The organism is Pseudorhodoplanes sp. (genome assembly GCF_035565795.1).
Taxonomy (GTDB): Bacteria; Pseudomonadota; Alphaproteobacteria; order Rhizobiales; family Xanthobacteraceae; genus Pseudorhodoplanes.
Window position 1 is genome coordinate 1 of record NZ_DATMRV010000174.1, and the last position, 23,797, is coordinate 23,797.

Consider the following 23,797-nt stretch of genomic DNA (forward strand, 5'->3'; position numbering starts at 1 on the left):
AGCAGCTTGCCTTCCTTGATATGCGGCAGCGCGGTCGCAAGCGGACAGAAATAATAGTCGACGCGGCCCGCAATGACTTCGGCCAGGGCTTCGGCGCCGCCCTTGAACGGAATGTGCACGGCGTCATACCCCGCGCTCACCCGGAAGCGCTCGGCACTCATGTGGACCGCCGAGCCGACGCCGAGCGAAGCGAAGTTCAGCTTGCCTGGATTGGCCTTCCCGTAGGCGACGAAGTCCTGGATCGTCTTGATGCCCTTTGACGGCGAGATGATCAGGACGTTCGGCACGCTGCCGATCATCGACATCGGGACGAGATCGCTGTCCGCCTTGAACGGCAGATTGGGATAGAGCGCCGGCGCGACCGTGTGCGCCGAGGAATGGACCAGCCACGTATAGCCGTCGGGATCTGCCTTCACGACCTGCAAAGCGCCGATCGTGCCGCCGGCGCCGCCGCGATTTTCGACCACGATGGTCTGGCCGAGCTGTGCCTGCAATTGCTCGAATACGATGCGCGGGATGATGTCGGTCGCAGAGCCTGCGCCAAACGGCACCACCGCCTTGACCGGCTTCGACGGCCAGGTATCTGCGACGGCGGCTGGCGCGGTTGCCAGCAAAATAAGCAGAGCAGCGAGCGAATAACGGCGCATGACTTGTCTCCGAATGGCCCGGAGACAGCTGATGCCTGTCTCCGAAAGATCGGAGACAGGCCAGCAAGAACCATGCCGATGGGCTGCTCTATTCCGCCGCCACTGCGCGCGGACCCTCGACCTCCGGCACCTCCTCGAGCTGCGGCTCGAGACGGCCCTTCAGGATGCGGTCGACGCGGTCGAGATAGATGTAGATCACCGGCGTGATGTAGAGCGTCAGCAACTGCGACACACACAGGCCGCCAACGACCGCGATACCGAGCGGCTGCCGCAGCTCCGCGCCCGCACCGGCGCCGAGCGCAATCGGCAACGCACCGAAGATCGCGGCGAACGTCGTCATCATGATCGGACGGAAGCGCAGCACCGCGGCTTCGCGGATCGCGGCTTCCGCAGACAGCCCGACACGGCGACGATCGATCGCGAAATCGATCATCATGATCGCGTTCTTCTTCACGATGCCGACCAGCATGACGATGCCGATGATCGCAATCACCGACAGGTCCATGCCGAACAGCATCAGCGTGAGAATGGCGCCGATGCCGGCCGACGGCAGACCGGAAATGATCGTGATCGGATGGATGAAGCTCTCGTACAGGATGCCGAGGATCACATAGGCGGCGAACACCGCGGCGAGGATCAGGAGGCCCTGCCCGCGCTGCGCGTCCTGGAACACCTGCGCGGTGCCCTGGAAGCCCGTCGAAATCGTTGCCGGCAGGTTGGAGTCACGCGCGACGCGTTCGATCGCCTCGGTCGCCTGACCGACAGAGTAGCCGGGCGACACGTTGAACGAGATCGTCACCGACGGCTGCTGGGCCTGGTGGTTGACCTGCAGCGGCCCGACAGTCGGAACCAGCTTCGCGACCGCGTCGAGCGGCACCACCTGCCCGCTCGCCGTCTTCAGGCGCAGCTTGGACAGATAGGACGGATCTTCCTGGAATTGCGGCAGCGTCTCCAGAATGACCTGGTAATAGTTCGCCGGGCCATAGATCGTCGCAACCTGGCGCGAGCCATAGGCGTTGAACAATTCCTGCCGGATCTGGTCGACACTGATGCCGTAGACGGCGGCCTTCTCGCGATCGATGTCGACCAGCATCTGCGGATTGCGGATGTAGAGGTCGGTATTGACGTCGCGAAGCTCGGGCAATCGAGCGAGCTTGTCGCGCAATTCCGGCGCGACCCGGTAGAGCGCTTCGGTGTCGCTGCTCTGCAGGGTGTACTGGTACTCGGCCTTGGAAATGCGGCCGCCGATATTGATGTTCTGGACCGGAATAAAATAGGTCTGGATGCCGGCGACACGCGCAGTTTCGCGCCGCAACCGCGCGATCACGGCGCCCACGGGATCGCGCTCCTGCTTGGGCTTCAGGACGACAAACATGCGCCCGTAATTGGCAGTCGGATTGGGACCGCCGGCGCCGACCGTCGAATTGATGTAGTCGACGGCTTTGTCCGCACGAATGATATTGGCGATCGCGGCCTGACGCTGCGCCATCGCCTCAAACGAGGTATCTGTCGCAGCTTCTGTGGTTACGCTAACGAAGCCGGTATCTTCCGTCGGAAAGAAGCCCTTCGGGACGATCATGTAAAGCCACACGGTACCGGCCAGGGTGGCCAAGGTAATGACAAGCGTCACCGGCTTGTACTTGATGCATTTATCCAGCGACCACTCGTAAGCGCGCAGCCAGGTGTTGAACATTGCCTCGAACCAGCGCAGCACGAAGAAGGGCCTCTTCTCGTGGTCGTGCGGATCGTGCCCCTTGAGCATGCGGGCGCAGAGCATCGGCGTCAGCGTCAGCGACACGAATCCGGAAATCACGATGGCGATCGCAATCGTCACGGCGAATTCGCGGAACACGCGTCCGACGACCCCGCCCATCAGCAGAACCGGTATGAACACGGCGATCAGCGACAGCGTGATCGAAATGATGGTGAAGCCGATTTCGCGCGAGCCCTTCAGCGCGGCTTCGAAGGGTCTCATTCCGCCTTCGATGTGGCGCACGATGTTTTCGAGCATGACGATCGCGTCGTCGACCACGAAGCCGATACACAGCGTCAGCGCCAGCAACGTCATGTTGTTGATCGAGAAATCGAGCGCGTACATGACCGCGAAGGTGCCGACGATCGAGATCGGGACCGCGAGGCCCGGAATAATCGTGGCGCTCAGCTTGCGCAGGAACAGGAAGATCACGAGCAGAACGAGCACCAGCGCTATCATCATGTGATGGGTTACGTCGGCGACGGCCTGACGGACCGAGATCGAGCGGTCCATGAGCAATTCAAGTTGGACGGACGCGGGAATGCCCGCGCGCAGGGACGGCAGCTTTTCCTTGATCGCGTCCACCACTGCCACGGTATTGGCATCGGGCTGACGCTGGATGCCGAGCACGATCGACCGCTCGCCGTTGAACCAGCTCGCGATCTTGTTGTTCTCGACGCTGTCGTAGACGGTCGCGATTTCGTTCAGCTTGACCGGAACGCCGTTCCGCCAGGCCACCACGACATTGCTGTAATCTGCCGCCCTGTCGAGCTGCGCCGGAGCCTGCAGCGTGACGTTCTGCTGCGGACCGGCGAGCGTGCCGACCGGAACCGACGAGTTCACCTTGGCGACCGCCTGACGGACGTCGTCGAGCGAGAGACCGCGGGCGGCCGCGGCTTCCGGATCGACCTGGACACGCACCGCAAATTTTTGCGCACCATAAACCAGCACCTGGGCGACGCCCGGGATTTGGGAGATCGACTGCCCCAGCAGGGTCTCGGCATATTCGTTGACGGTCGATAGCGGCAGTGTGCCGGACCGCACCGAGATGAACAGGATCGGGAAGTCCGACGGATTGACCTTCCGGAAGCTCGGCGGCGTCGTCATTTCCACCGGCAAGCGCCGCTGCGCGATCGTCAGCGCGGTTTGCACATCGAGCGCAGCCGCGTCGATGTTGCGATTGAGGTCAAACTGGATGGTGATGCGCGTCGTTCCGAGCGAGGATGACGACGACATCGACGAAATTCCCGCAATCGTCGAAAGCTGCCGTTCGATCGGCGACGCGATCGAGGCCGCCATTGTCTCGGGGCTTGCACCGGGAAGCGTCGCGGTGATTTCGATGGTCGGGAAGTCGACCCGCGGCAGCGCGGAGACCGACAGAAGCTTGTAGGCGAAGGCTCCAAAAACGATAAACGACGCTGTAATCAGCGTCGTCATCACCGGGCGTCGGATACACAGCTCGGAGAGATTCATGACTTAGGCCCCTGCCTTCCCCTTGCTGCGCGGCGCGACGCGCGCGCCTTCAACGAGCTGAAGCTGACCGTCGAGCACAACGGTCTCGCCGCCTTCCAGCCCCTTGGAAATAACCGACTGCATATCGACGGTACGCTCGACCGTCACCGGCCGTATTTTCGCTACGCCGTTCTCAACGACGAACACATAGGGCCCGTTCTGGCTGACCTGAACTGCAGGCGACGGCACCAGCACGGCCTTCTCGTTGCGCAGGATCACTTGCGTGTTCACAAGCGTTCCCGGCCACAGCACCTCGTCCTTGTTGTCCATGGTCGCGCGCACGATCGCCATGCCGGTTGCGGCATCGACCGTGTTTTCGATCATCGTGACCTGGCCGTCGGCGACGCGTGTCTCACCGGGCGCCCGCGCCTCGACCGTTGCAGTCTCCGCCGCCAGCGCCTTGCGCAATTCGGGCAATTGGCGCTGCGGAAGGCCGAACGTCACATAAACCGGCATGATCTGGTTGATGGTCGCAAGCGGCGTCGTGTCGGCCGGGCGCACGAAATTGCCAACCTTCACATTGGCGGCGCTGATACGGCCGGAGATCGGCGCGCGGATCCGGGTCCACGACAGCTGCACCCGCAGATTGTCGAGCGTGGCGCGGTTCGAGGCAGCGAGCGCACTCGCGATATTCACCTGCGTCTGCGCGTTGTTGAGCGTCACCTGCGTGGTGGCGTTCTTCTGCACGAGTTCGAGATAGCGCTTCACATCGCGCTCGGCCTGCTCCTGCTGCGCCTCGGCGCTCGATATCACCGCCTCGACGCGCTTGATCTCGGCTTCAATCTGCCGGCTGTCGAGCGTGAACAGGAGATCGCCCGCATTGACCATCGCCCCATCGCGGAAATGCACTTCGGTGATGACCGTTTCGAGCCGCGCCTTGATCGCGACACTCGCGATCGGCGTCACCGTTCCGAGCGCTTCGAGTCGCACCGGCACGTCGCGCAGTTCAGCGGTGACCACTTCAACAGGAATGACACGCGGCGGCGGACCCTTTTGCTGGGCGGCCGCGTTCTGCGGACTCCACAGCCGTCCGAGCGGCGTCGTGACCGTCTCGATCCAGGAAGGTTTAACGGCATATACGCCCGCCCCGACGGCGATGATCGCAGCCAGCGTGACGGACCATTTACGAGCGCTCATGGACGACTATAGACCCGGCCCGCATTTCCGCTTCGCCGGATTTCCCTCAGGTTTCTCGCCAAAACAGAACGCCGGCGAGTTATCGGTTGCTCAAAACTTCGTACCATATCCATGCAAGAACCGCACCCGCCCCGCGAATATGGGGTAAACACCGTACCCCCGTAGTTTATACCGGCTGTCACCGCCGGGAATCGCCCCTTCCCTTAAAATTCGGCAATCCGAAACCCGATCAAACCCGATGCGCATCGCCACCTGGAACGTCAACTCCATCCGACAGCGCCTGGAGAACCTTTGCGCCTGGGCGAAAGAACGGCAGCCGGACGTCGTCTGCCTGCAGGAAACCAAGATCACCGATGATGCCTTTCCCCGCGGGGAACTGGAGAGCCTTGGCTACAACCTCGCCGTCCACGGCCAGAAAACCTTCAACGGCGTGGCCATCCTCTCCAAGTTTCCGCTTGAGGACGTGACCATCGGACTACCCGGCGACCCGTCCGATGACCATGCCCGATTCATCGAGGCGGTGGTGGTGCATCCGGGCGGCGCGGTGCGGGTCGCGTCAATCTATCTGCCGAACGGAAACCCGGTCGCCAGCGAAAAATATCCGTACAAAATGAACTGGATGGACCGGCTTTATGATTACGCTTCTGAGCGACTTAAGCTCGAAGAAGATCTGATCCTCGCCGGCGACTACAACGTCATCCCGGCCCCGGAGGACGTGCACAACCCCGCAGCATGGGCCGAGGATGCGCTATTCCGCCCGCCGACCCGGGAGAAGTTCCGGGCGCTCACGCATCTCGGACTGACCGACGCCATTCGCGCGACAAGCGATGCGGAGGGCCTCTACACCTTCTGGGACTATCAGGCCGGCGCCTGGCAGAAGAACTGGGGCATCCGGATTGATCATCTCCTGCTCTCGCCGCGGGCAGCCGACCGGCTCACCGCGGCCGGGATCGACAAGCATGTGCGCAACTGGGAGAAGCCGTCCGACCACGTGCCGGTGTGGATCGACCTCAAAGTCGACGCGGCGTAACGGCGAACCGAACTGACGATTTCGGACTGGGCCGCGCAGCGCGCGCGATCAGTCGCGGCGGCCCTTCATGTAGCGCTCGAGATAGGCGACAGCCATCTGGCGTTCGCCGTCCGTCGCCTGCCTGAACGCGGCTTCGTACATGTCGACGACCCACTTCTCGCCGGCAGCGCCTTCGCGGGCCAGCGTCAGCCACATCAGTCCGCGCGCCGCCTGACGCGGCACCACATCGCCCTTGAAGATCAGGTGACCGAGCAATGCCTGCGCTCGCGGCTGGCCCTTGTTCGCGGCCAGGTTCAGCCAGCGCAGCGCCTGCCGCGGATCCTTCACGCCGCCGGTACCGTCAAGATAGAGCCTGGCGAGCGCATATTGTGCGTCGGCGTCACCGAAATAGGACGCGGCATAGGCATACATCTCGCGCGCGCGATCCGGATCGGCCTTCACCTCGGTATTCGGGATGCCGTCGAGGTAATAGTGACCGAGCTGCACGAAGGCATTGGCGACGAAACGCGCCTGCGGCCGATGTACCGACTCTTCCGCATGGGTGTCGGCGATGCGGCTGAAATACTGGAATGCGCGCAGCGCGTTGCGCTCCACGCCGTCGCCTTCGGCATACATGCGGCCGAGTTTCCACTGTGCGAGCGCATAGCCCTGATCGGCAGCGTATTGCAGCGACAACAGCGCCTTGTCGTTTTGACCGGCCTTGAGCGAGGCGGCACCCGACCGGAACGCTTCGACCGGCGTAACTTCCGGCTTGGTATTCGCAGGCGAGCGCGTGCCGTCAAACGCGAAGGCCGGCGCGAGCCAAAGCGCGCAGGTGAGAACGCCCAGCTGTGCGATGCTATTCATCTGCATAGCTGATCTTCTCGAATTTGGCGCCCGGATGAGTGACCGCGCCCTTTACGGCCGGACCAACCTGCTGCGCATATTTCCAGAGATAGCCGGAGCCGGCGTGCTCGTTCTCGCGCGCGGTCCATCCCGTCTTGCGCCTGGCGAGCTCCTCGTCCGACAGCTTCACGTTCAACGTGCCGTTCACGGCATCGAGTTCGATGATATCGCCATCGCGCAGGAGCGCGATCGGACCGCCAACAGCGGCCTCCGGGCCGACATGACCGACACAGAAGCCCCGTGTCGCGCCGGAGAAACGACCGTCCGTGATCAGCGCGACCTTGTCGCCCATGCCCTGCCCGTAAAGCGCAGCGGTGGTCGACAGCATCTCGCGCATGCCCGGACCGCCGCGCGGACCTTCGTAGCGAATGACGAGAACCTCGCCTTCCTTGTACTTGCGGTTCTTCACCGCATCGAAACAGGCTTCCTCGCCATCGAAGCAGCGCGCAGGACCGGTAAACTTCAGGTTCTGCATGCCGGCGACTTTCACGATCGCGCCATCGGGAGCCAGGTTGCCCTTGAGGCCGACGACGCCGCCGGTCGGCGACAGCGGATTGGACGCAGCGCGCACGACATCCTGATCCGGATTCCAGCTCACGGACTTCAGGTTCTCAGCAATGGTGCGCCCGGTAACAGTCATACAATCGCCGTGCAGATAACCGCCGTCGAGCAAGGCTTTCATGACGAGCGGGATGCCACCTGCTTCAAACAAATCCTTGGCGACATAACGGCCACCCGGTTTCAAATCCGCGATATACGGTGTCCTTTTGAAGACTTCGGCGACATCGAACAGGGTAAATTCGATGCCGGCTTCGTGAGCGATTGCAGGCAGATGCAGCGCAGCGTTGGTGGAGCCACCGGACGCCGCGACAGTCGCGGCTGCGTTCTCCAATGACTTTCGCGTGACTATGTCGCGCGGACGGATACCGGCGAGCACGAGGTCCATGACCTTCTCGCCCGCCGTCATGCAAAAGGAGTCGCGGATTTCATAAGGCGCCGGCGCGCCGGCCGAATACGGCAGCGCAAGACCGATCGCTTCCGACACCATGGCCATGGTGTTCGCAGTGAATTGTGCGCCGCACGCACCAGCCGACGGACAGGCGACCTGCTCAAGCCCGAACAGGTCCTCGTCGGTCATCGCACCGACCGAGTGTTTGCCAACCGCCTCGAACACATCCTGGACCGTAACCGGCTTGCCCTTGAAGGTGCCGGGAAGGATCGAGCCACCATAGATGAAGATCGACGGAACGTTCAGCCGCACCATCGCCATCATCATGCCCGGCAGCGACTTGTCGCAGCCCGCAAGACCGACCAGCGCGTCGTAGGAATGACCCCGCATGGTCAGCTCGACCGAGTCCGCGATCACCTCGCGCGACGGCAGCGAGGCGCGCATTCCGCCATGCCCCATCGCGATACCGTCGGTGACCGTGATCGTGCAAAACTCGCGCGGGGTACCGCCCGCGGACGAGACGCCCTTCTTCACCGCCTGGGCCTGGCGCATCAGCGCGATGTTGCACGGAGCCGCTTCGTTCCAGCAGGACGCGACGCCGACCAACGGCTGATGGATCTGGGCCGTGGTAAGGCCCATGGCATACAGATAGGAGCGATGAGGCGCCCGCTCCGGCCCTTCCGTAACGTGGCGGCTGGGCAACTTTGCCTTCAGGTTGGTCTTGGCGTCCATGTGAACTCGATTGGGCTCCCCGCCCCAACTCACGCGCAACAAACACCCGTCACGTCGCTATTTCTGCCGTCTCCTGTCGTCGAGGCCTATGGCCAAATAGCGGCACCAAGGCACCGATTCCGAAATGTCTCCCATGTGTGGCAGAGAAGACACTAAGTGTGTCGTCGGGATAACGCCTTCGCGAGAACGAGGTCTCGCAAATCGACCGTCCGAAGCGCCTTGGGGTGCCGGGCCGGCGCAGACTTAAGACTTCGTTGATTGCGATGATCCGGTTGCTTGCGGCGCCCCGGTCCGCTGGTGGTGATCAAGGGCTGCGGACGAAATCTCTGCAATGGCGGCTGCGATCCGAACCCGGACCAGTTGATCCTCGAACGGGTTTTCACCTGGCGCCGACAGCATCCAGTTCTTGAGCGCCCGGATCGACGCCCGCTCACGCTCGCTGGCCGGAAAGGTTCTGCGCTCTTGCGTCGCCTGCTTCATCTCACCCTCCGTAACGCAGCGGCAACGGACGAATCAGGCGAGCCGTTCCAACACGTGCTTTTCACGATCCCGGCACGTGCGAGCACCCTCGCCTTTCGCATCGCACACGCGATAAAGAATGTTGGTGCCCCGCAAGCTGACCCGCGCTTTCTTCGACCGCTCCGTCCACGAGGTCGCGCCCGAACTGATCGGGGTGACGCTGCTGTTCAATGGCGTGGGCGGTGTCATCACCGAGGTCGAGGCCTATCACCACACCGACCCGGCGGCTCACTCCTTCAACGGCCAGACACCCCGCAACGCCGTGATGTTCGGACCGCCCGGCTTTGCCTATGTCTATCGCTCCTACGGCATCCACTGGTGCGTGAACGCGGTCTGCGAACGCGAAGGTTCGGCCAGCGCGGTCCTGATCCGGGCGCTGCAGCCGACCGTTGGCGTGGCCGCCATGAAGCGCCGTCGCGGTATGGATGACGAACGGTTGCTCTGTTCAGGTCCTGGACGGCTTTGCGAAGCACTCGGCATCACCCGGGCCCATGACGGGCTCCCGCTCGACCGCGCCCCGTTTGAATTGCGCGCGCGTGCAGAGGCCGTCGACATCGTGTCGGGCCCCCGCATCGGCATCACCAAGGCGGCGGACCTGCCGTGGCGCTACGGCCTGAAAGGATCGCGGTATCTCAGCAAGCCGTTCCGCGAACACCCGATCCCGCGGAAGCGCGCGCGATAGCGCGACATCAGTCCCCAGGCCCTCCGGGGATCACGGAATTCGTGCCGGCGAAGTGTTGCTGCCAGCGCGATGCATGCTGATAGAACGCGATCGCGTCGCTCCGCAGCCGGTCGTCGATCTCCGCACCGCGTACGGCATGACCGTCGCGAAAGCCGGTCACATCGTGCCGCGGACCGAGCAAGGCAAGGCCCTCCTGACGGATCAAGCCAACCTTCTGGTAATTGGAGATGAAGGCCCGTTCCGGCCCGTTTGGCCCGGATTGATCCTGCCCGACGAAACGGCTGCGATAGGTCATGTGCAGCAGGCCAAGGATGGTGGGCGCGATGTCGATCTGGCTCACAAGACGATCGACGCGCCGGGGCGCGATCATGGCCGGCGCATAAAACATCGCCGGGATGTGATAGCCGGACGGATCGACCTCGATCTTGCCCGCCGCGGACGCCGTGTGGTCCGCGACGAACACGAACAGCGTGTCCTTGAACCAGGGCCTGCTGCGTGCCTGTTCGAGGAACGTGCCGATCGCATAGTCGGTGTATTTCACCCCGCCTTCGCGAGTCTGCTCGATATAGCTTGCGAGCGTCCGCCCCTGCAGGCCCGTGTTCCCGTGTGGCGGACTGATACGTCCTGTCGGATAGGTGTACGGCCTGTGGTTCGACACCGTCATGACATGCTGGAAGAACGGCTTTCCCGTTGCGAAAGAGGCGTCCGCTTCACGCAGGGCACGCGAGAACAGATCCTCGTCGCACACCCCCCACGCATTCGAGAAACGAACTTCGGACGGCGCAAAATTCCTCCGGTCGACGATCCGATATCCGTTCGACGAGAAGAACACATTCATGTTGTCGAAATCGCCGTCGCCGCCATACAGATAGGTGGTGCTGTAGCCATGGTCGCGCATCACCGAGCCGAGCGAGAACAGCCGTTCATTTCCCGGACGGCGCAGGATGGATTGTCCGGGCGTCGGCGGCACCGAGAGAGTCACCGCTTCGAGGCCGCGCACGGTGCGCGTTCCGGTGGCAAGCATGTTCGCGAAGAACAGCGACTGGTCGGCAAGCGCATCAAGATTTGGCGTCAGGCCGAGCCGGTTGCCGAAATGGTCCATGAAGGAGGCGCTGAGGCTTTCGATCGTGACCAGCACGACATTCATGTGAACGGGGTTCGCGTCGACAATGTCGCGCGTGATGTCGCCCGGCACCGTGCTCACGAACCTCGCATTGGGCGAGGCAACCAGGTCACGGATACGCCTGTTGACCCTCGCCTCGTCATCCAGCGCATAGAAGCGGCGATAATCGATCTCGTTGCCAAAAAAGGCGCGGACCAGCGTGTAATAGCCGTTCGCCGAAATCTCGTTGGCGTAGTTGTTGCTTGACACCTCGGTCCACGACGACTTCGACGCGTCATTGACAAGAACCGCCGCCATAACGAGCGACACGAAAACAGCCGCACGACTGCGCAGGGCGACAGTGCGCGAGTCAGCCCGCAACACGCGCCGCAACAGGATCGTCAGCAAGACCGCCACGGCGACGAGCGCTGCAAGCATCCGTCCGACCGGGTAGGATTCGCGGATATTGCCGACGACCTCGCGCGTATAGACGAGATAATCGACAGCGATGAAATTGAACCGGGCGCCAAACTCGTTCCAGAACAGCACCTCGCCGATCATCGTGAAGCCGACGATAAAGACGAACAGCGCGAAGCCCGAGAACATCATGGCGCGATCGAAACGGCCGCCATGCCAGGATCGAGGCAGAAGCACCCAATAGAGGGTGCCCGGAATCAGTACGGCGAGGAGCACCGCAAGATCGAACCACAGACCGATCACAAACGGCCGGACAATGTCGATGGGATGATCGACAAATCCACTGCCCGAGAGAAGCGCGAGTGCAAGCCGTACAAGGGTCTGCGCCACCAGAAAGAGTGCGATGGCAGGCCAGAAGCGCTCAAGCCATGACGTCAGCGCCAGGCGCACTGGCTTCAAGGAGACTGACATGCAGATGATTCCCCCACCTTCGCATGACGCATCTCAACGGCCCGGATTGTGCCGATTCTGAGACCTGCCGGTCAAATTCAATGGCAGTCCGCCCTCGACCTTCGTCGGTATAAGCCGACGAAGAAGAGCATCACGCAGCGTGATGGGAATTCAACCAGGACGCACAATCAGGCCGCGTCCGCCCGTTTCACGTCCTTGATGTCGGTGAAGGCGATGCCGGGTGCGCGCTCGCGCGTATAATCCAGATTGAACTGGTTGCGCGCGAGGAAGACCGGGTCGCCGTCGAGATCGTCGGCGACGCTCGATGAATTGTTTCTGACGAACATATCGAAGGCCTTCGGATCGCCCTTGCCGTCCGGCGCGATCCAGCGCGCTAGCGTGAACTCGCTCTGGTCCCAGCTCACTTCGAGACCATATTCGTCCTTCAGACGTACGCGCAGCACGTCAAGCTGCAGCGGACCGACCACGCCGACGAGCGCGGGCGAGCCGTCATTCGGGCGGAACACCTGGACAACGCCCTCTTCAGCGAGTTGCTGCAGCGCTTCCTTCAGCTTCTTGGCCTTCATCGCGTCCGGCAGACGGACACGGCGCAGGATTTCCGGCGCAAAGCTCGGCACGCCGACGAAGTTGATGTCCTCGCCTTCGGTGAGCGTGTCGCCGATGCGGACCGATCCATGGTTCGGAATGCCCACGACATCGCCGGCATACGCTTCTTCGGCGAGTGCGCGATCCTTGGCGAAGAAGAATTGCGGCGCGTTGAGCGCGATCTGCTTGCCAGTGCGGATCTGCTTGACCTTCATGCCGCGCGTCAGCTTGCCGGAGCACAGCCGGGCGAAGGCAATGCGGTCGCGGTGGTTCGGGTCCATATTAGCCTGGATCTTGAACACGAAGGCCGACATGCGCGGTTCTTCGGCTTCGACCACGCGCTTGTCCGCCTTCTGGTCGCGCGGCGGCGGCGCGACACGCCCGAGCGCATCGAGCAGATCACCAACGCCGAAATTCTTCAGCGCCGAGCCGAAGAAGACCGGCGATAGATGGCCCTCGCGGAACGCCTGCAAGTCGAAACCGCGGCAGGCTTCGCGGACGAGTTCGAACTCGCCCTCGATCGCCGATGCATCGAGGTTGGGATTGAGCGCCGCGACGTCATGGATGCTCATTTGCCGCAACGTGCCCGCTTTGCCGGCATCGCCTTCGAGCAGTCGCACGCCCCCGCTCTCGACCTCGATCGTGCCGACGAAGTCGCGCCCGCGTCCGACCGGCCAGTTGATCGGCGTCGTATCGAGCGCCAGCGTCTTCTCGATCTCGTCGAGGATCTCGAACGGATCGCGGCTCTCGCGATCCATCTTGTTGATGAAAGTGAGGATCGGGATATCGCGCAGCCGGCACACCTCGAACAGCTTGCGCGTCCGCGCCTCGATGCCCTTTGCGGCGTCGATCACCATGACGGCGGAGTCGACCGCGGTCAGCGTGCGGTAGGTGTCTTCCGAGAAGTCCTCGTGGCCCGGTGTGTCGAGCAGATTGAAGACATGCGGGCCGTATTCGAACGTCATCACCGAGGTGACGACGGAGATGCCGCGCTCCTTTTCGATCGACATCCAGTCGGATTGCGTGGTCTTGCGATTACGCTTCGCCTTGACCTGCCCGGCGAGCTGGATGGCTCCGCCGAACAGCAGCAACTTCTCGGTCAGCGTGGTCTTGCCGGCGTCGGGATGGGAGATGATCGCGAATGTGCGCCGGCGCTCGATCTCGGCGGCCAGCGGAGACTGCGGAGCGTCGGACTCGGAGCGGACGGGCATGGTCATGGCCGCGCCTTGTACAGGCTGGGCGTGAGGATTCAACCCCGGCTTTGGCCGGGAACTGAACTAGACCCGGCTGGTCGCGGGCGCAATAATGACGCAAACAAATAACGATACGTCAGGGAGGAAGTAGGATGCAGGCCAGCTCTGTCCTTGCGTGCGCCGCCATGCTGGCGGCACTCGTTGTCCCTCACACCGCCGCCGCGCAAGGCTATCCCGACAAACCGGTGAAAATCATCGTCCCGATCGGACCGGGCGGCTCCTACGATATTGTCGGTCGAACCGTTGCCGACGCGCTTGGCAAGCGGCTCGGCCAGAACGTGGTGGTCGAGAACAAGCCCGGCGCCGGCACCGTGGTCGGCACCCAGTTCGTGGCAAGCCAACCAGCCGATGGCTACACACTTCTGGTCGGCGGCCTGAGCAACATCGTGTTCAACCCGGCGCTCTATTCCAAACTCGGTCACGATCCGATGAAAGAATTCACCCCGATCACATTGGTGCTCGGCATTCCTTATGTGCTGGTCGGACGCAAGGACCTGCCCTTCACGACACTCTCAGAGGTGCTCGACGCAGCACGAAAGGAGCCCGGCAAATTCAGCATGGCCAATGCCGGCGCGGGCACCGGCCAGCATCTGGTCGCCGCCGCGCTGATGAGCGCGACCGGCGCGAAATTCCTCGAAGTGCCGTACAAGGGCGCGCAGGCTGCTTATCCCGACATCCTGTCCGGACGCGTCGACTTCTTCATCGATTCCTATCCGGCCGCACTCGGGCACATCCAGTCCGGCAGCGTACGTGCGATCGCGATCGTCGGACCCAAGCGCAATCCGCGCACGCCTGACGTACCGACCATGGCGGAAGCCGGCGTGAAGGGGTTCGACATCGAATCCTGGATGGGAATTTTCGCACCTGCCAGGACTCCGCCCGATGTGGTGGCAAAGCTGCGTAGTGAGATCCGTGCGATCCTGCCGGCGCTGAAGGAGCCTTATGAGAAGGTCGGCGGCATCGTGCTTGAGATCAGCGATGCGGAGGTGTCTCCCTTCATTCAGCGCGAATACGACATGTGGACGAAGGTGATCCGCGATACCGGGATCAAGCTGGACTAATCGGCAACGCGGCGCGCGTCAGTAAGCGATGACGTACTCGCAGCCCGACGCGGTCGCAAAGTCGCGGTTCACCTTGCCGGACTGGAGATCGAATTCCAGCACCACCGCATCATCGTGGCAGCACAGCCAGGCGGTGCGGCCATCAGCGGCGAAGCCGAAACCCATCGGCGCCTTCCGCGTCGCAATCGACGCGATCTGCGTCAGGGAGGCCGCTTCGAAAATCGCCGCGTGATTGTCCAGCAGCGAGGACACGCAGACGAAGCGGCCGTCAGGCGAGACACGAACACGCTTGAGCTGGTTCGGCTTGCCCTCGCCTCCCGCAATCGTAATGGCCTTGCGCAGCGTCCCGCTGCCGGCGTCGAACACATAGAGCGTCGGCGTCCGGTGCGCGCAGACGAACAACGTGCCGCCATCGGGCGTCACGCAGAGGCCTTCGGCGAGATCCGGGATCGGCAGCCGGTCGGTCGCGACGCGCTTCGTCCGGTCGATCACCGTAACAAAGTCCGAGGTCTTGCAGGACGCGAACACCTTGTCGGTCGCATGACTGATGGCAAGCCAATGCGCCGCCTTGCCGGTATCGATGCTGGTTACATGCCCGGTTTCTGTATCGATCACCAGCGCGGCATTGCCGATTTCGGCCGTACACCAGAGCATCCCGTCGCGATCCAGCATCACGCCATGAGGCGCGATATCCGCGCCGACATCGATCATGCGCGCAACAGCCTGCGCCTCCAGATCGATCAGCGCGACATGGCGATCGGGATTGGCGTTTCTGCCGAAGATTCCGCCGCCATAGACCGAGGCGTAGACGGCGCTGCCATCGGCCGACAGCACCATCTCGTGGGTCGAGGCCGGCATGTCGATCTCGCCGGTCGTGGTAAGGGTCGCAGCATCGAAGAACTGAACCTTGTTCGCGGTCTTGCAGGTGACGACCAGCCGCGGACCGCCGTGACGGTTATTCGGGTCGATCATGGCTCAATCCTGAAGGACGCATCGAAGCCGAGATCGCGCTTTGCCTTCTCGCTCGACACCGCACCGTCGTCTTCCGCGATGTTGTAGATGCCGGGCTTGCCCTTGGTCAGGGCGAGCAATGCGGCCTGCGCCGCCGCATCGACATGCAGCGGACCCGTGCTATTTGGCACCTCCGTCCATGTACCCGGGCCGTAGAAGCGCCCGTAGCGCAGGACGATGCCGTCGATACCCGCGGTCTGCGTCACCGCTCGCTCCAGCGCAATCACGCCCGTCTGTGCCGGATCGATCGGATGATCCTCGATCAACGGCGGCTGGCCTTGCGCATGCCCCGGCGCATAAGCAAACGCGATGCTCTGCGCGATCACGCGGCGCACGTTGTTGGTCAGCGCGGCATCGATCAGGTTGCGCGTTCCGGTGATGCGCAGCCGCGCATTGGCCGCAAGCGCGCTCTGCAACGTGTTCGGATCGATCGTCTGCGGCAGATCGGTCAACTGGTGGATGATGACGTCCGGCTGAACGGCATAGACTGCGAGCTTCAGCTTGTCGGCGTCGTAGGCATCGACCAGCACGGGCACCGCGCCGATCGCGCGCAGCGCCGCAGCCTTGGCCTCCGAACGCGTGGTGCCGGCGACTTCGTGTCCGGCCCGCCGCAGGAGAATTGTCAGTCGGCGGCCGACAACACCGGCTGCGCCGGCGAGAAACACTTTCATTGTTGCAGTCCCGGCATGCGACTGAGGCCCGCACGCAATTTCAGATCGAGCATCAAGCCGGGCGGCACAGTGTCAAGAACGGGCGTCACCGGCAAGCCGGCTGCCGACAGCATGTCCGCGACCCAGTGATTGCACACATTGAACATGCTGAAATTGCCATTCGCGCGGATAAACAGGCTCGGGCCGTAGAGCCCGCGCCCGAGCACCTGCAGTCCTGCAGGCTGTCCATCCAGCGCAAAGCTTCGATTGAGCGCCGACATCATGCGCGCCAGCCCAGCTTCGCTCAGTTCAATGCGAACGATGTCCGCCGATGCAAAGACGCTGCGCGGCGACTCCGGCAGTCCGACGACATGCAGCACAGTGTTGTTGCCGGCCCCGAACAACGCCCGAACCGCAAGCCCGATCCTGAAATCGGAAACCGTCGGGACCGACGCGTAAAAATCCTGCTCGCCCCATCCGACCTCGATGAACGGGTAACCGCCGAACCGCTCCGAGATGAGTCCAAGCGCGAGATTGCCGCTGCGCTGCGCGGCCGCCGCAAGCTGCGCGGTCGAAACTGCAATGCCCGAATGATAGCCGTGGCTGACGACGAAAATATCCGTCGCCGCCTCGCCGGGCTTCGGCGGCCACAACGCAGGATCACCCGTGCGCGCGGTGGCGCCGGCCAGCACGAACAGCGCAAGTGCAATTGACGAAAGGCCGTATCCGATTGCGCGGAACAGCCGGCGCATCCGTTACGCCGCGCCATTCAACCGCTCGAGCGCCTCCAGGATCTTCGCCTTGCGGCCTTCGGCCTCTTCCCGCTTCTCCTTCTCGCCGTCCACCACCTCTTCGGCGGCATTGGCGATGAATTTCGGATTGTTCAGCTTCTGGTCGACCCGCTGGATATCGGACTCGGCTTTGGCCAGTTCCTTCTGCAGGCGCGCGCGCTCGGCATTGAGATCGACGACGCCCTTGAGAGGAAGCGCCGCCACCTCGCCGCGCACCAGCAACTGCACCGCGCCATCCGGCGCCGTGTCGGTGAAAACCAGCTCCGAAATGCGCGCGAGGCGCTTCACGAAATCGAGCCAGCGTCCGGCGCGCGCACGCGTCTCGTCGGACACGCCGACCAGAACGAGCGGCATCATGGTCGCCGGCGGAATATTCATTTCCGAACGCAGCGAACGCACGGTGGTGACGAGATCGACGACCCACCCGATCTCTGCTTCCGCCGCCGGATTGTCGAGCCCCTCATGCGAGGGCCACGCCGTCAGCGTGAGCATATCGGGGCGCTCGTCGCCCTTGCGTGCAAGCTCGACTTCGCTGCCGGTCATTTCTTCCGGCTCGACCGGTACGGGTCCCGTCACCCACCACAATTCCTCAGTGATGAACGGCATGAAGGGATGCAGCAACTTCACGATCTCGTCGCGCGCCCAGGCCACCATTGCGCGCGTCTCGGTCTTGGCTTCGCCATCCGGGCCGGTCAGCACCGGCTTCACGAGTTCAAGATACCAGTCGCAATAAATGTTCCAGACGAATCTGTAGGCTGCCCCGGCCGCCTCGTTGAAGCGATAGGCTTCAAGTGCAGCGGTGATATCGCGGGACGCCTTGGCAGTCTCGTGCGCGATCCAGCGATTGAGCACCTGCTTCGCGTTGCGCGGCTCGAAATCCGGCACCGTGACGCAGAGATTCATCTCGGCGAAGCGCGCGGCATTCCAGAGCTTGGTGGTGAAATTGCGATAGCCTTCGACACGCTGGGTCGACAGCTTGATGTCGCGGCCCTGCGCCGCCATCGCGGCGAGCGTGAACCGCAGCGCATCGGCACCGAATTTGTCGATCAGGTCGAGCGGGTCCATGACATTGCCCTTCGACTTCGACATCTTCGCGCCCTTCTCGTCGCGGACGAGCGCGTGGATATAGACGGTGTGGAACGGAATCTCCTCCATGAAATGGAGGCCCATCATCATCATCCGTGCGACCCAGAAGAAGATGATGTCGAACCCGGTGACCAGCACGTTGGTCGGGTAATAGCGCTTCAGCTCGGGAGTCTCGTCCGGCCAGCCGAGCGTCGAGAACGGCCAGAGCGCCGATGAGAACCAGGTATCGAGCACGTCCTCGTCGCGTGTGAGATACGCCGCGCGGCGGGCCGGATCACCGGCGATCGCATCGGCTTCCTCCTGCGTGATGTTGCCGTTCGCAACATCGAAGCCCAGCGCCTCGGCCACCGCCTCGTCCTCGGTCTCCGCGACATAGACCTTGCCATCGGCGCCGTACCAGGCCGGAATCTGATGGCCCCACCAGAGCTGACGCGACACGCACCAGGGCTGGATGTTCTCCATCCAGTCGTAATAGGTCTTTTCCCAGTTCTTCGGCACGAACACCGTGCGGCCGTCACGCACCGCGGCGATCGCCTCCTGCGCCATCGTCTTCGCGTCGACATACCACTGGTCGGTCAGGAACGGCTCGATCACGACGCCCGAGCGATCACCATGCGGGACCATGTGCGTGTTCGGCTCGATCTTGTCGAGAAGGCCCTTCTCCTCCATGCGCGCGACGATCGCCTTGCGCGCAGCGAAACGATCCATGCCGTGCATGGCCAGCGTCTCGTCGAGTTCTGCAGATGCCTCAACGCCCTCGAGGAAATCGTCATTGTCCCTCAGGTTGAGTCTGGCCTCGACGTCGAGAATGCTGACCATCGGCAGGCTGTGCCGGCGGCCAACCTCGAAATCGTTGAAGTCATGCGCGGGCGTGATCTTCACCGCGCCCGTACCCTTCTCCGGGTCCGCGTAGTCATCACCGACGATCGGAATGCGCCGTCCCACCAGTGGCAGGATCGCGTTGCGCCCGATCAGGTGCCTGAGCTTCTCGTTGTCGGGATGCACTGCGACGGCGGTATCGCCGAGCATCGTCTCCGGCCGTGTGGTCGCAACGATGATGAACTCACCCGGCAGGCCTTCGATGGGATATTTGAGGTGCCAGAGATTGCCCTTCACCTCGACCTGCTGCACTTCGAGGTCGGAGATCGCGGTGAGCAGCTTCGGGTCCCAGTTGACCAGCCGCTTGTCCTTGTAGATCAGGCCGGCGCGATACAGCTCGACGAACACCTTGAGAACGGCTTTGGACAGCCCCTCGTCCATGGTGAAGCGCTCGCGCGACCAATCGCATGATGCGCCGAGCCGCTTCAGCTGATTGATGATGGTGCCGCCGGATTCGGCCTTCCACTCCCACACCCGCTCGAGGAATTTCTCCCGGCCCATCGTGCGCCGATCCGGTTGCTGGCGTTCCATCAATTGCCGCTCGACCACCATCTGGGTCGCAATGCCGGCATGGTCGGTCCCGACCTGCCAAAGCACGTCACGCCCACGCATGCGCTCGAACCGGCACAGGATGTCCTGCAAGGTGTTGTTCAGCGCATGGCCCATATGCAGCGAGCCGGTCACGTTGGGCGGCGGGATCACGATACAATAGGGCTTCGCGTCGGCGCGGTCTGGCCGGCCGGCCCGGAAGGCGAGCGCATTCTCCCACGCTTCGGATATGCGCGGCTCCACGTCGGACGGCTGATAGGTCTTGTCGATCATCTTAAAAATTCGGGGTTTCTGCGCCCCTAGCGTCTTGAATCCGAAGTTCGCATGAATTCGCCGCACCAGATTTGCGAATTTCGGATTCAAAAAGACGCTAGCAGCATATTGATTCTCGTGTGGTTTGGATCGGAAGTCCGCTTGACGAGGGTACGGCAGCGATTAAGCGGACTTCCGATCCACCACACGTGTGCGCGCGGGCTACAAAGCCCGCCGCAACGCAAACTGTCAACAAATCGCGGAAACAATCCGTATCGCGCCGAAACGTTAAAATCGTGACCAATCCTGTCGCCGCACCGAACCCGACCCGGGCCATCTTCCTGTTGTCCATGGCTGCCTTCGCCAGCCAGGCGATGGTGCGGGTCACGGATTCGCTGCTGCCGCAGATCGCCACCGATCTCGCCGTCACCATCGGTGCAGCGTCGATCGTGATCACGGCCTATGGTCTTGCCCATGGCACCGTGCAGCTGTTCGGCGGCGAGATTGGCGATCGCTTCGGCAAGTATTATTCCGTCGCCGGACTGAGCGCGATCGCAGCCGCGGCCACCGTGCTGTGCGGCCTCGCATTCTCTCTGACGGGATTGGTCGCGTACCGGCTGCTTTGCGGGCTCGCGGCCGGCTGCATCATCCCGCTCGCGATGGCCTATATCGGCGATGTCGTCCCCTACGAACAGCGGCAACCGGTGCTCGGCCGCTATCTGACCGGCCAGATCTCCGGACTGCTGTTCGGTCAGGTCGCCGGCGGCGTGCTGGGCGACCTGTTCGGCTGGCGCAACGTGTTCTTTATCCTTGGCGGGCTTTTCGCGTTGGCCGCCGCCGCCCTGGTCGCCGAGCTTGTGGTCAATCCGGCGACCCGGGCGTCAAGCGCGCGTGCGCAGCGCAAGGGCGGCTTGATCTCCGAATACAGGATCGTGCTCAGCTCGCCCTGGGCGAGATTCATCACGCTCTGCGTGTTCGTGGAGGCCGCCCTCCTCTACGCAGTGCTGTCCTTCATTGGCGCCGATCTGCATCTGCGCTTCGGCCTGAGCTTTACGATGGTCGGGTTGGTAGTCGGCTGCTTCGCCATTGGCGGGCTGGCCTACACATTGGCGGTCCGCATGCTGGTCAACCGCCTGGGCCAGATCGGTCTCGTGATTGTGGGCGGAGCGCTGGTCTCGCTCGGATTCCTGACGCTCTCATTTCAGCCGGTGTGGTGGTTCGCGCCGGTTGCGACCATGCTGATCGGCCTCGGCTTCTACATGGTGCACAACACCTTCCAGACCAACGCCACGCAGATGTCACCGCAGGCGCGCGGCACGGCGCTCGCGATCTTTTCCTCGGCGCTCTACATGGGCATCACCGCCGGTGTCGCGGCGGCAGCGCCGGTCGTCGACCGCTTCGGCGCGGTCCCGGTATTCCTGACATCGGCTGTTGGATTTCCGCTGCTTTGTCTGCTCTTCGCGCGCAGCCTTGCGCGTCGCCGCAAGACCGCAGCTTCAGCGGCAACAAGCGCCGACTAGCGTCCGCGCGAAACCCGTTCGATCTCGGCGCGCACCAGCCGCTCGACCAGGCTCGGCAGATTGTCGTCGAGCCAGGACTTCAGCATCGGGCGCAGCATGTCCTTGACCAGATCGTCGAGCGTGCGCGCGTTCTGGCTCAGGACCGTATGTGTGAGCGATGCGAAAGCGCTATCGACCGCCGCGCTCGCCGAGCGCGACAGCAACGGCGTATCCATTTCCATCTGCGCGGACAGCGTCTGGCGCGCGACTTCCAGCGGGTCCGGTTCTGGCATTTCCGGTTCAGGCTCAGGCGCTGTGGCAAGGACCGGCTCAGGTTCGGGCTCCGGCTCGGATTCGGGCTCGGGCTCCGCAAAGATCACATCCGGCTGTGAATTGACCGTGGTGAAGTGCGACACCGGGACAAACGGCTCGGGCGCGCGCATGTCCTCGGTCAATTCGAGGATATCGGCTGGCTGCTCCACCGGAGCGGGCGGCGGCGGTGGCGACGCCGGCGGGATCTCGCGCAGAAACTCTTTCGGCGATGGAGCGATCACCGGCGGCGGCGCAGCCACCACCGGTGGCGGCGCGGGCGGCGGAGGTGGCGGCGGCTCGACCGCAGCGGCTGGAGACGCTCCCTTTGCGTCGTCATCCGCAATGATGCGGCGGATGGAGGCAAGGATCTCCTCCATTGACGGTTCGTGCGATTTTGCCGGCTGGTTCATTCCGCCTCGTCACGTCTCTGCGAAATTGCGCTTGCGGTGCAACAGCCGACGTCAGCGGACCGCATCGCTCAACGTCGAATCAACACGCAATTATTGCCACTTTTCACGCGCTTGGGGAGTATTCCACGCAAGGTCGGAAAACAATCCGAGCTTATGCAGCGTATCGAAGAATCGCATGCTCTGCCGCGGCCACACCGCTGCAGGAATGGTCGCTTGCGCTAGCGGCCATCCGGCGTCCGGATGCCCACCCATGCATCGCGGACTTGCTGGTAGTGGATCATCGGATCGTAGAGCGGAACCTGCAGCCCCAGAACCGGAACCGAGAGCCGTCCGACAGCGGACAGCAGCGTGTAGGAAGCGACAACCCGGTCACGCTGCGCGGTCACGAGTGCGACGCGTGCGTTCAGCAATTCCTGCGTGGCGTTCAACACATCGAGCGTGGTGCGCTGGCCGACACGCGCTTCTTCGCGCACGCCGTTCAAGGCGATCTCGGCCGCCGTCACCTGGGCGCGGGTCGCGTCGATCTGCGCCTTGGCTGCATCGAGCTGCCCCCAGGACTGCACGACATTGGCGCGCGCCTGATCCCGGTTCTGCGCAAGTTCGAGTCTGCGCTGGCCGACGGTCTCCTTGGCCTGACGGATCAGCGAATATTCCTGACCGCCCTGATAGATCGGCACGGTGACCTGACCGACCACCGAAGCATTCATCGAATTCAGGAGCGAGTCGGACTGATTCCAGGCCTGCTGGACGCTGCCGGTCACCGTCACCACCGGATACAGCGATCCCTCGTTCACCCTCACCTGGAGTTGGGCGACGTCCACACCGAATTCAGCAGCCATGACTGCCGGGTTCTCGGCTTGGCCCTGAGCAACCGCAAGATCGAGCGAGCGCGGTGCAAAGCGATCGACCGGCGTTCCGTTCGCAAGCCGATTCGGCTCAACGCCGATCACGCGACGATATGCAGCGCGCGACGTCGTGAGATTGGCCTGTGCATTCAGGAATTGGGACTGGGCGGCCGCGACGCGCGATTCCGCCTGCGCGACGTCCGTGCGCGTCACCTCGCCAACATTGAAGCGGTCACGGGTCTGACGCAATTGCTCCTGGATGACTTCGACGTTCCGCCGCTGCAACTCAAGCACGGCGGTGTCGCGCAACACGTTCATGTAGACCGTTGCAGCATCCAGCAGCACGGTCTGTTCGATCACCCGCAAGGTCTCGCGGGATGCGAAGACCTGTGCCTCGGCCTGGCGGGTGCGGTTCGCAGTCTGGAACCCGTTGAACACGTTTTGCTGCAACTGCCCGCCGACCGACGACGGGTAGAACCGGGAGACCTGTCGGTTACGACTCCCGACAGTCCTGTTCCCCGACGGAATTTGAGTTTCAGTGGTCGTCTCCGTCCAGGTCACTCCGGTGTTATAGGTACCGCTGATCCTGGGCCGGTAGCCGGACAGCGCCTGAGGCACAGCCTCGTCGGTCGCACGCACGAGCGCGCGCTGGGCATTGATCTGCGGATTGTTCTGATAGGCCTGAACCAGAGCCTGTTCGAGAGTCGTCGAACCGCCGCCCACACCGTTTCCGGCGCCAGCACCAGCCACACCAACCTTTCGATCGGCGGCAAACCCC

General features: G+C 63.1%; 18 protein-coding genes. 4 read left to right on the forward strand and 14 right to left on the reverse strand.

Going from position 1 to position 23,797, the window contains the following annotated elements; translation table 11 throughout:
- The 3 genes from VNZ93_RS15840 to VNZ93_RS15850 form a co-directional block, all read right to left on the reverse strand.
- A partial coding sequence (locus tag VNZ93_RS15840) for a tripartite tricarboxylate transporter substrate-binding protein (protein ID WP_325707030.1) occupies positions 1–647 on the reverse strand: 647 nt, incomplete at its 3' end.
- Positions 648–735: 88 nt separating this feature from the next.
- The gene (locus VNZ93_RS15845) at positions 736–3,873 is read right to left on the reverse strand and encodes an efflux RND transporter permease subunit (protein ID WP_325707033.1); all 3,138 of its coding nucleotides are present in this window, start codon (positions 3,871–3,873) and stop codon (positions 736–738) included.
- Between the two features lie 3 nt (positions 3,874–3,876).
- Entirely contained in the window at positions 3,877–5,049 is a 1,173-nt protein-coding gene (locus tag VNZ93_RS15850) for an efflux RND transporter periplasmic adaptor subunit (RefSeq protein WP_325707036.1), read from the reverse strand.
- 238 nt (positions 5,050–5,287) lie between these two features.
- Between VNZ93_RS15850 and xth the strand changes: the two genes are divergently transcribed.
- On the forward strand, positions 5,288–6,079 hold the full coding sequence (xth, locus tag VNZ93_RS15855) for an exodeoxyribonuclease III (RefSeq protein ID WP_325707040.1): 792 nt from the start codon (positions 5,288–5,290) through the stop codon (positions 6,077–6,079).
- Positions 6,080–6,127: 48 nt separating this feature from the next.
- Here the strand turns inward: xth and VNZ93_RS15860 are convergent, their stop codons facing one another.
- The 3 genes from VNZ93_RS15860 to VNZ93_RS15870 form a co-directional block, all read right to left on the reverse strand.
- Positions 6,128–6,931: a tetratricopeptide repeat protein gene (locus VNZ93_RS15860; protein ID WP_414710088.1), complete on the reverse strand. Its 804-nt coding sequence runs from the start codon at positions 6,929–6,931 to the stop codon at positions 6,128–6,130.
- Positions 6,918–8,645 (reverse strand): dihydroxy-acid dehydratase, encoded by a 1,728-nt coding sequence (gene ilvD, locus VNZ93_RS15865; protein ID WP_325707043.1) that lies wholly within the window; start codon positions 8,643–8,645, stop codon positions 6,918–6,920. Before ilvD ends, VNZ93_RS15860 begins: the two co-directional genes overlap by 14 nt.
- A gap of 243 nt (positions 8,646–8,888) precedes the next feature.
- Complete coding sequence (locus VNZ93_RS15870) at positions 8,889–9,125, reverse strand: hypothetical protein (protein ID WP_325707046.1); 237 nt, start codon at positions 9,123–9,125, stop codon at positions 8,889–8,891.
- A gap of 118 nt (positions 9,126–9,243) precedes the next feature.
- Between VNZ93_RS15870 and VNZ93_RS15875 the strand changes: the two genes are divergently transcribed.
- Positions 9,244–9,846 (forward strand): DNA-3-methyladenine glycosylase, encoded by a 603-nt coding sequence (locus VNZ93_RS15875; protein WP_325707049.1) that lies wholly within the window; start codon positions 9,244–9,246, stop codon positions 9,844–9,846.
- Between the two features lie 7 nt (positions 9,847–9,853).
- Here the strand turns inward: VNZ93_RS15875 and VNZ93_RS15880 are convergent, their stop codons facing one another.
- Positions 9,854–11,836: an LTA synthase family protein gene (locus tag VNZ93_RS15880; RefSeq protein WP_325707051.1), complete on the reverse strand. Its 1,983-nt coding sequence runs from the start codon at positions 11,834–11,836 to the stop codon at positions 9,854–9,856.
- Between the two features lie 167 nt (positions 11,837–12,003).
- Positions 12,004–13,638 (reverse strand): peptide chain release factor 3, encoded by a 1,635-nt coding sequence (locus VNZ93_RS15885; RefSeq protein WP_325707054.1) that lies wholly within the window; start codon positions 13,636–13,638, stop codon positions 12,004–12,006.
- Positions 13,639–13,766: 128 nt separating this feature from the next.
- Between VNZ93_RS15885 and VNZ93_RS15890 the strand changes: the two genes are divergently transcribed.
- Positions 13,767–14,735, forward strand: coding sequence for a tripartite tricarboxylate transporter substrate binding protein (locus VNZ93_RS15890; protein ID WP_325707057.1), 969 nt, complete (start codon positions 13,767–13,769; stop codon positions 14,733–14,735).
- 18 nt (positions 14,736–14,753) lie between these two features.
- Here the strand turns inward: VNZ93_RS15890 and VNZ93_RS15895 are convergent, their stop codons facing one another.
- Genes VNZ93_RS15895 through VNZ93_RS15910 form a run of 4 tightly spaced genes read right to left on the reverse strand, consistent with a single transcriptional unit; the run spans position 14,754 to position 19,974 of the window.
- The gene (locus tag VNZ93_RS15895) at positions 14,754–15,707 is read right to left on the reverse strand and encodes a YncE family protein (protein WP_325707060.1); all 954 of its coding nucleotides are present in this window, start codon (positions 15,705–15,707) and stop codon (positions 14,754–14,756) included.
- On the reverse strand, positions 15,704–16,417 hold the full coding sequence (locus VNZ93_RS15900) for an NAD(P)-dependent oxidoreductase (RefSeq protein WP_325707063.1): 714 nt from the start codon (positions 16,415–16,417) through the stop codon (positions 15,704–15,706). The genes VNZ93_RS15895 and VNZ93_RS15900 overlap by 4 nt, the downstream gene beginning before the upstream one ends.
- On the reverse strand, positions 16,414–17,148 hold the full coding sequence (locus tag VNZ93_RS15905) for a DUF2459 domain-containing protein (RefSeq protein ID WP_325707065.1): 735 nt from the start codon (positions 17,146–17,148) through the stop codon (positions 16,414–16,416). Before VNZ93_RS15905 ends, VNZ93_RS15900 begins: the two co-directional genes overlap by 4 nt.
- A 3-nt stretch (positions 17,149–17,151) precedes the next feature.
- Entirely contained in the window at positions 17,152–19,974 is a 2,823-nt protein-coding gene (locus tag VNZ93_RS15910) for a valine--tRNA ligase (RefSeq protein ID WP_325707068.1), read from the reverse strand.
- Between the two features lie 275 nt (positions 19,975–20,249).
- Between VNZ93_RS15910 and VNZ93_RS15915 the strand changes: the two genes are divergently transcribed.
- Positions 20,250–21,473, forward strand: coding sequence for an MFS transporter (locus tag VNZ93_RS15915; protein ID WP_325707071.1), 1,224 nt, complete (start codon positions 20,250–20,252; stop codon positions 21,471–21,473).
- On the opposite strand, the gene VNZ93_RS24930 is transcribed toward VNZ93_RS15915, so the two are convergent.
- Positions 21,470–21,694 carry a PopZ family protein gene (locus VNZ93_RS24930; RefSeq protein WP_414710089.1) on the reverse strand — a complete coding sequence of 75 codons (225 nt, stop codon included), beginning with the start codon at positions 21,692–21,694 and terminating at the stop codon, positions 21,470–21,472. The two genes, VNZ93_RS15915 and VNZ93_RS24930, sit on opposite strands and share 4 nt — an antisense overlap.
- A 698-nt stretch (positions 21,695–22,392) precedes the next feature.
- On the reverse strand, positions 22,393–23,769 hold the full coding sequence (locus VNZ93_RS15925; protein ID WP_325707079.1) for a TolC family outer membrane protein: 1,377 nt from the start codon (positions 23,767–23,769) through the stop codon (positions 22,393–22,395).
- Between the last annotated feature and the right edge of the window lie 28 nt (positions 23,770–23,797).

Bases quoted from the DNA above. Each gene is read 5' to 3' on its own strand.
- VNZ93_RS15845 (WP_325707033.1), bottom strand. From the start codon at position 3,873: ATGAATCTCTCCGAGCTGTGTATCCGACGCCCGGTGATGACGACGCTG.
- VNZ93_RS15850 (WP_325707036.1), bottom strand. From the start codon at position 5,049: ATGAGCGCTCGTAAATGGTCCGTCACGCTGGCTGCGATCATCGCCGTC.
- xth (WP_325707040.1), top strand. From the start codon at position 5,288: ATGCGCATCGCCACCTGGAACGTCAACTCCATCCGACAGCGCCTGGAG.
- VNZ93_RS15860 (WP_414710088.1), bottom strand. From the start codon at position 6,931: ATGCAGATGAATAGCATCGCACAGCTGGGCGTTCTCACCTGCGCGCTT.
- ilvD (WP_325707043.1), bottom strand. From the start codon at position 8,645: ATGGACGCCAAGACCAACCTGAAGGCAAAGTTGCCCAGCCGCCACGTT.
- VNZ93_RS15870 (WP_325707046.1), bottom strand. From the start codon at position 9,125: ATGAAGCAGGCGACGCAAGAGCGCAGAACCTTTCCGGCCAGCGAGCGT.
- VNZ93_RS15875 (WP_325707049.1), top strand. From the start codon at position 9,244: ATGTTGGTGCCCCGCAAGCTGACCCGCGCTTTCTTCGACCGCTCCGTC.
- VNZ93_RS15880 (WP_325707051.1), bottom strand. From the start codon at position 11,836: ATGTCAGTCTCCTTGAAGCCAGTGCGCCTGGCGCTGACGTCATGGCTT.
- VNZ93_RS15885 (WP_325707054.1), bottom strand. From the start codon at position 13,638: ATGACCATGCCCGTCCGCTCCGAGTCCGACGCTCCGCAGTCTCCGCTG.
- VNZ93_RS15890 (WP_325707057.1), top strand. From the start codon at position 13,767: ATGCAGGCCAGCTCTGTCCTTGCGTGCGCCGCCATGCTGGCGGCACTC.
- VNZ93_RS15895 (WP_325707060.1), bottom strand. From the start codon at position 15,707: ATGATCGACCCGAATAACCGTCACGGCGGTCCGCGGCTGGTCGTCACC.
- VNZ93_RS15900 (WP_325707063.1), bottom strand. From the start codon at position 16,417: ATGAAAGTGTTTCTCGCCGGCGCAGCCGGTGTTGTCGGCCGCCGACTG.
- VNZ93_RS15905 (WP_325707065.1), bottom strand. From the start codon at position 17,148: ATGCGCCGGCTGTTCCGCGCAATCGGATACGGCCTTTCGTCAATTGCA.
- VNZ93_RS15910 (WP_325707068.1), bottom strand. From the start codon at position 19,974: ATGATCGACAAGACCTATCAGCCGTCCGACGTGGAGCCGCGCATATCC.
- VNZ93_RS24930 (WP_414710089.1), bottom strand. From the start codon at position 21,694: ATGGAAATGGATACGCCGTTGCTGTCGCGCTCGGCGAGCGCGGCGGTC.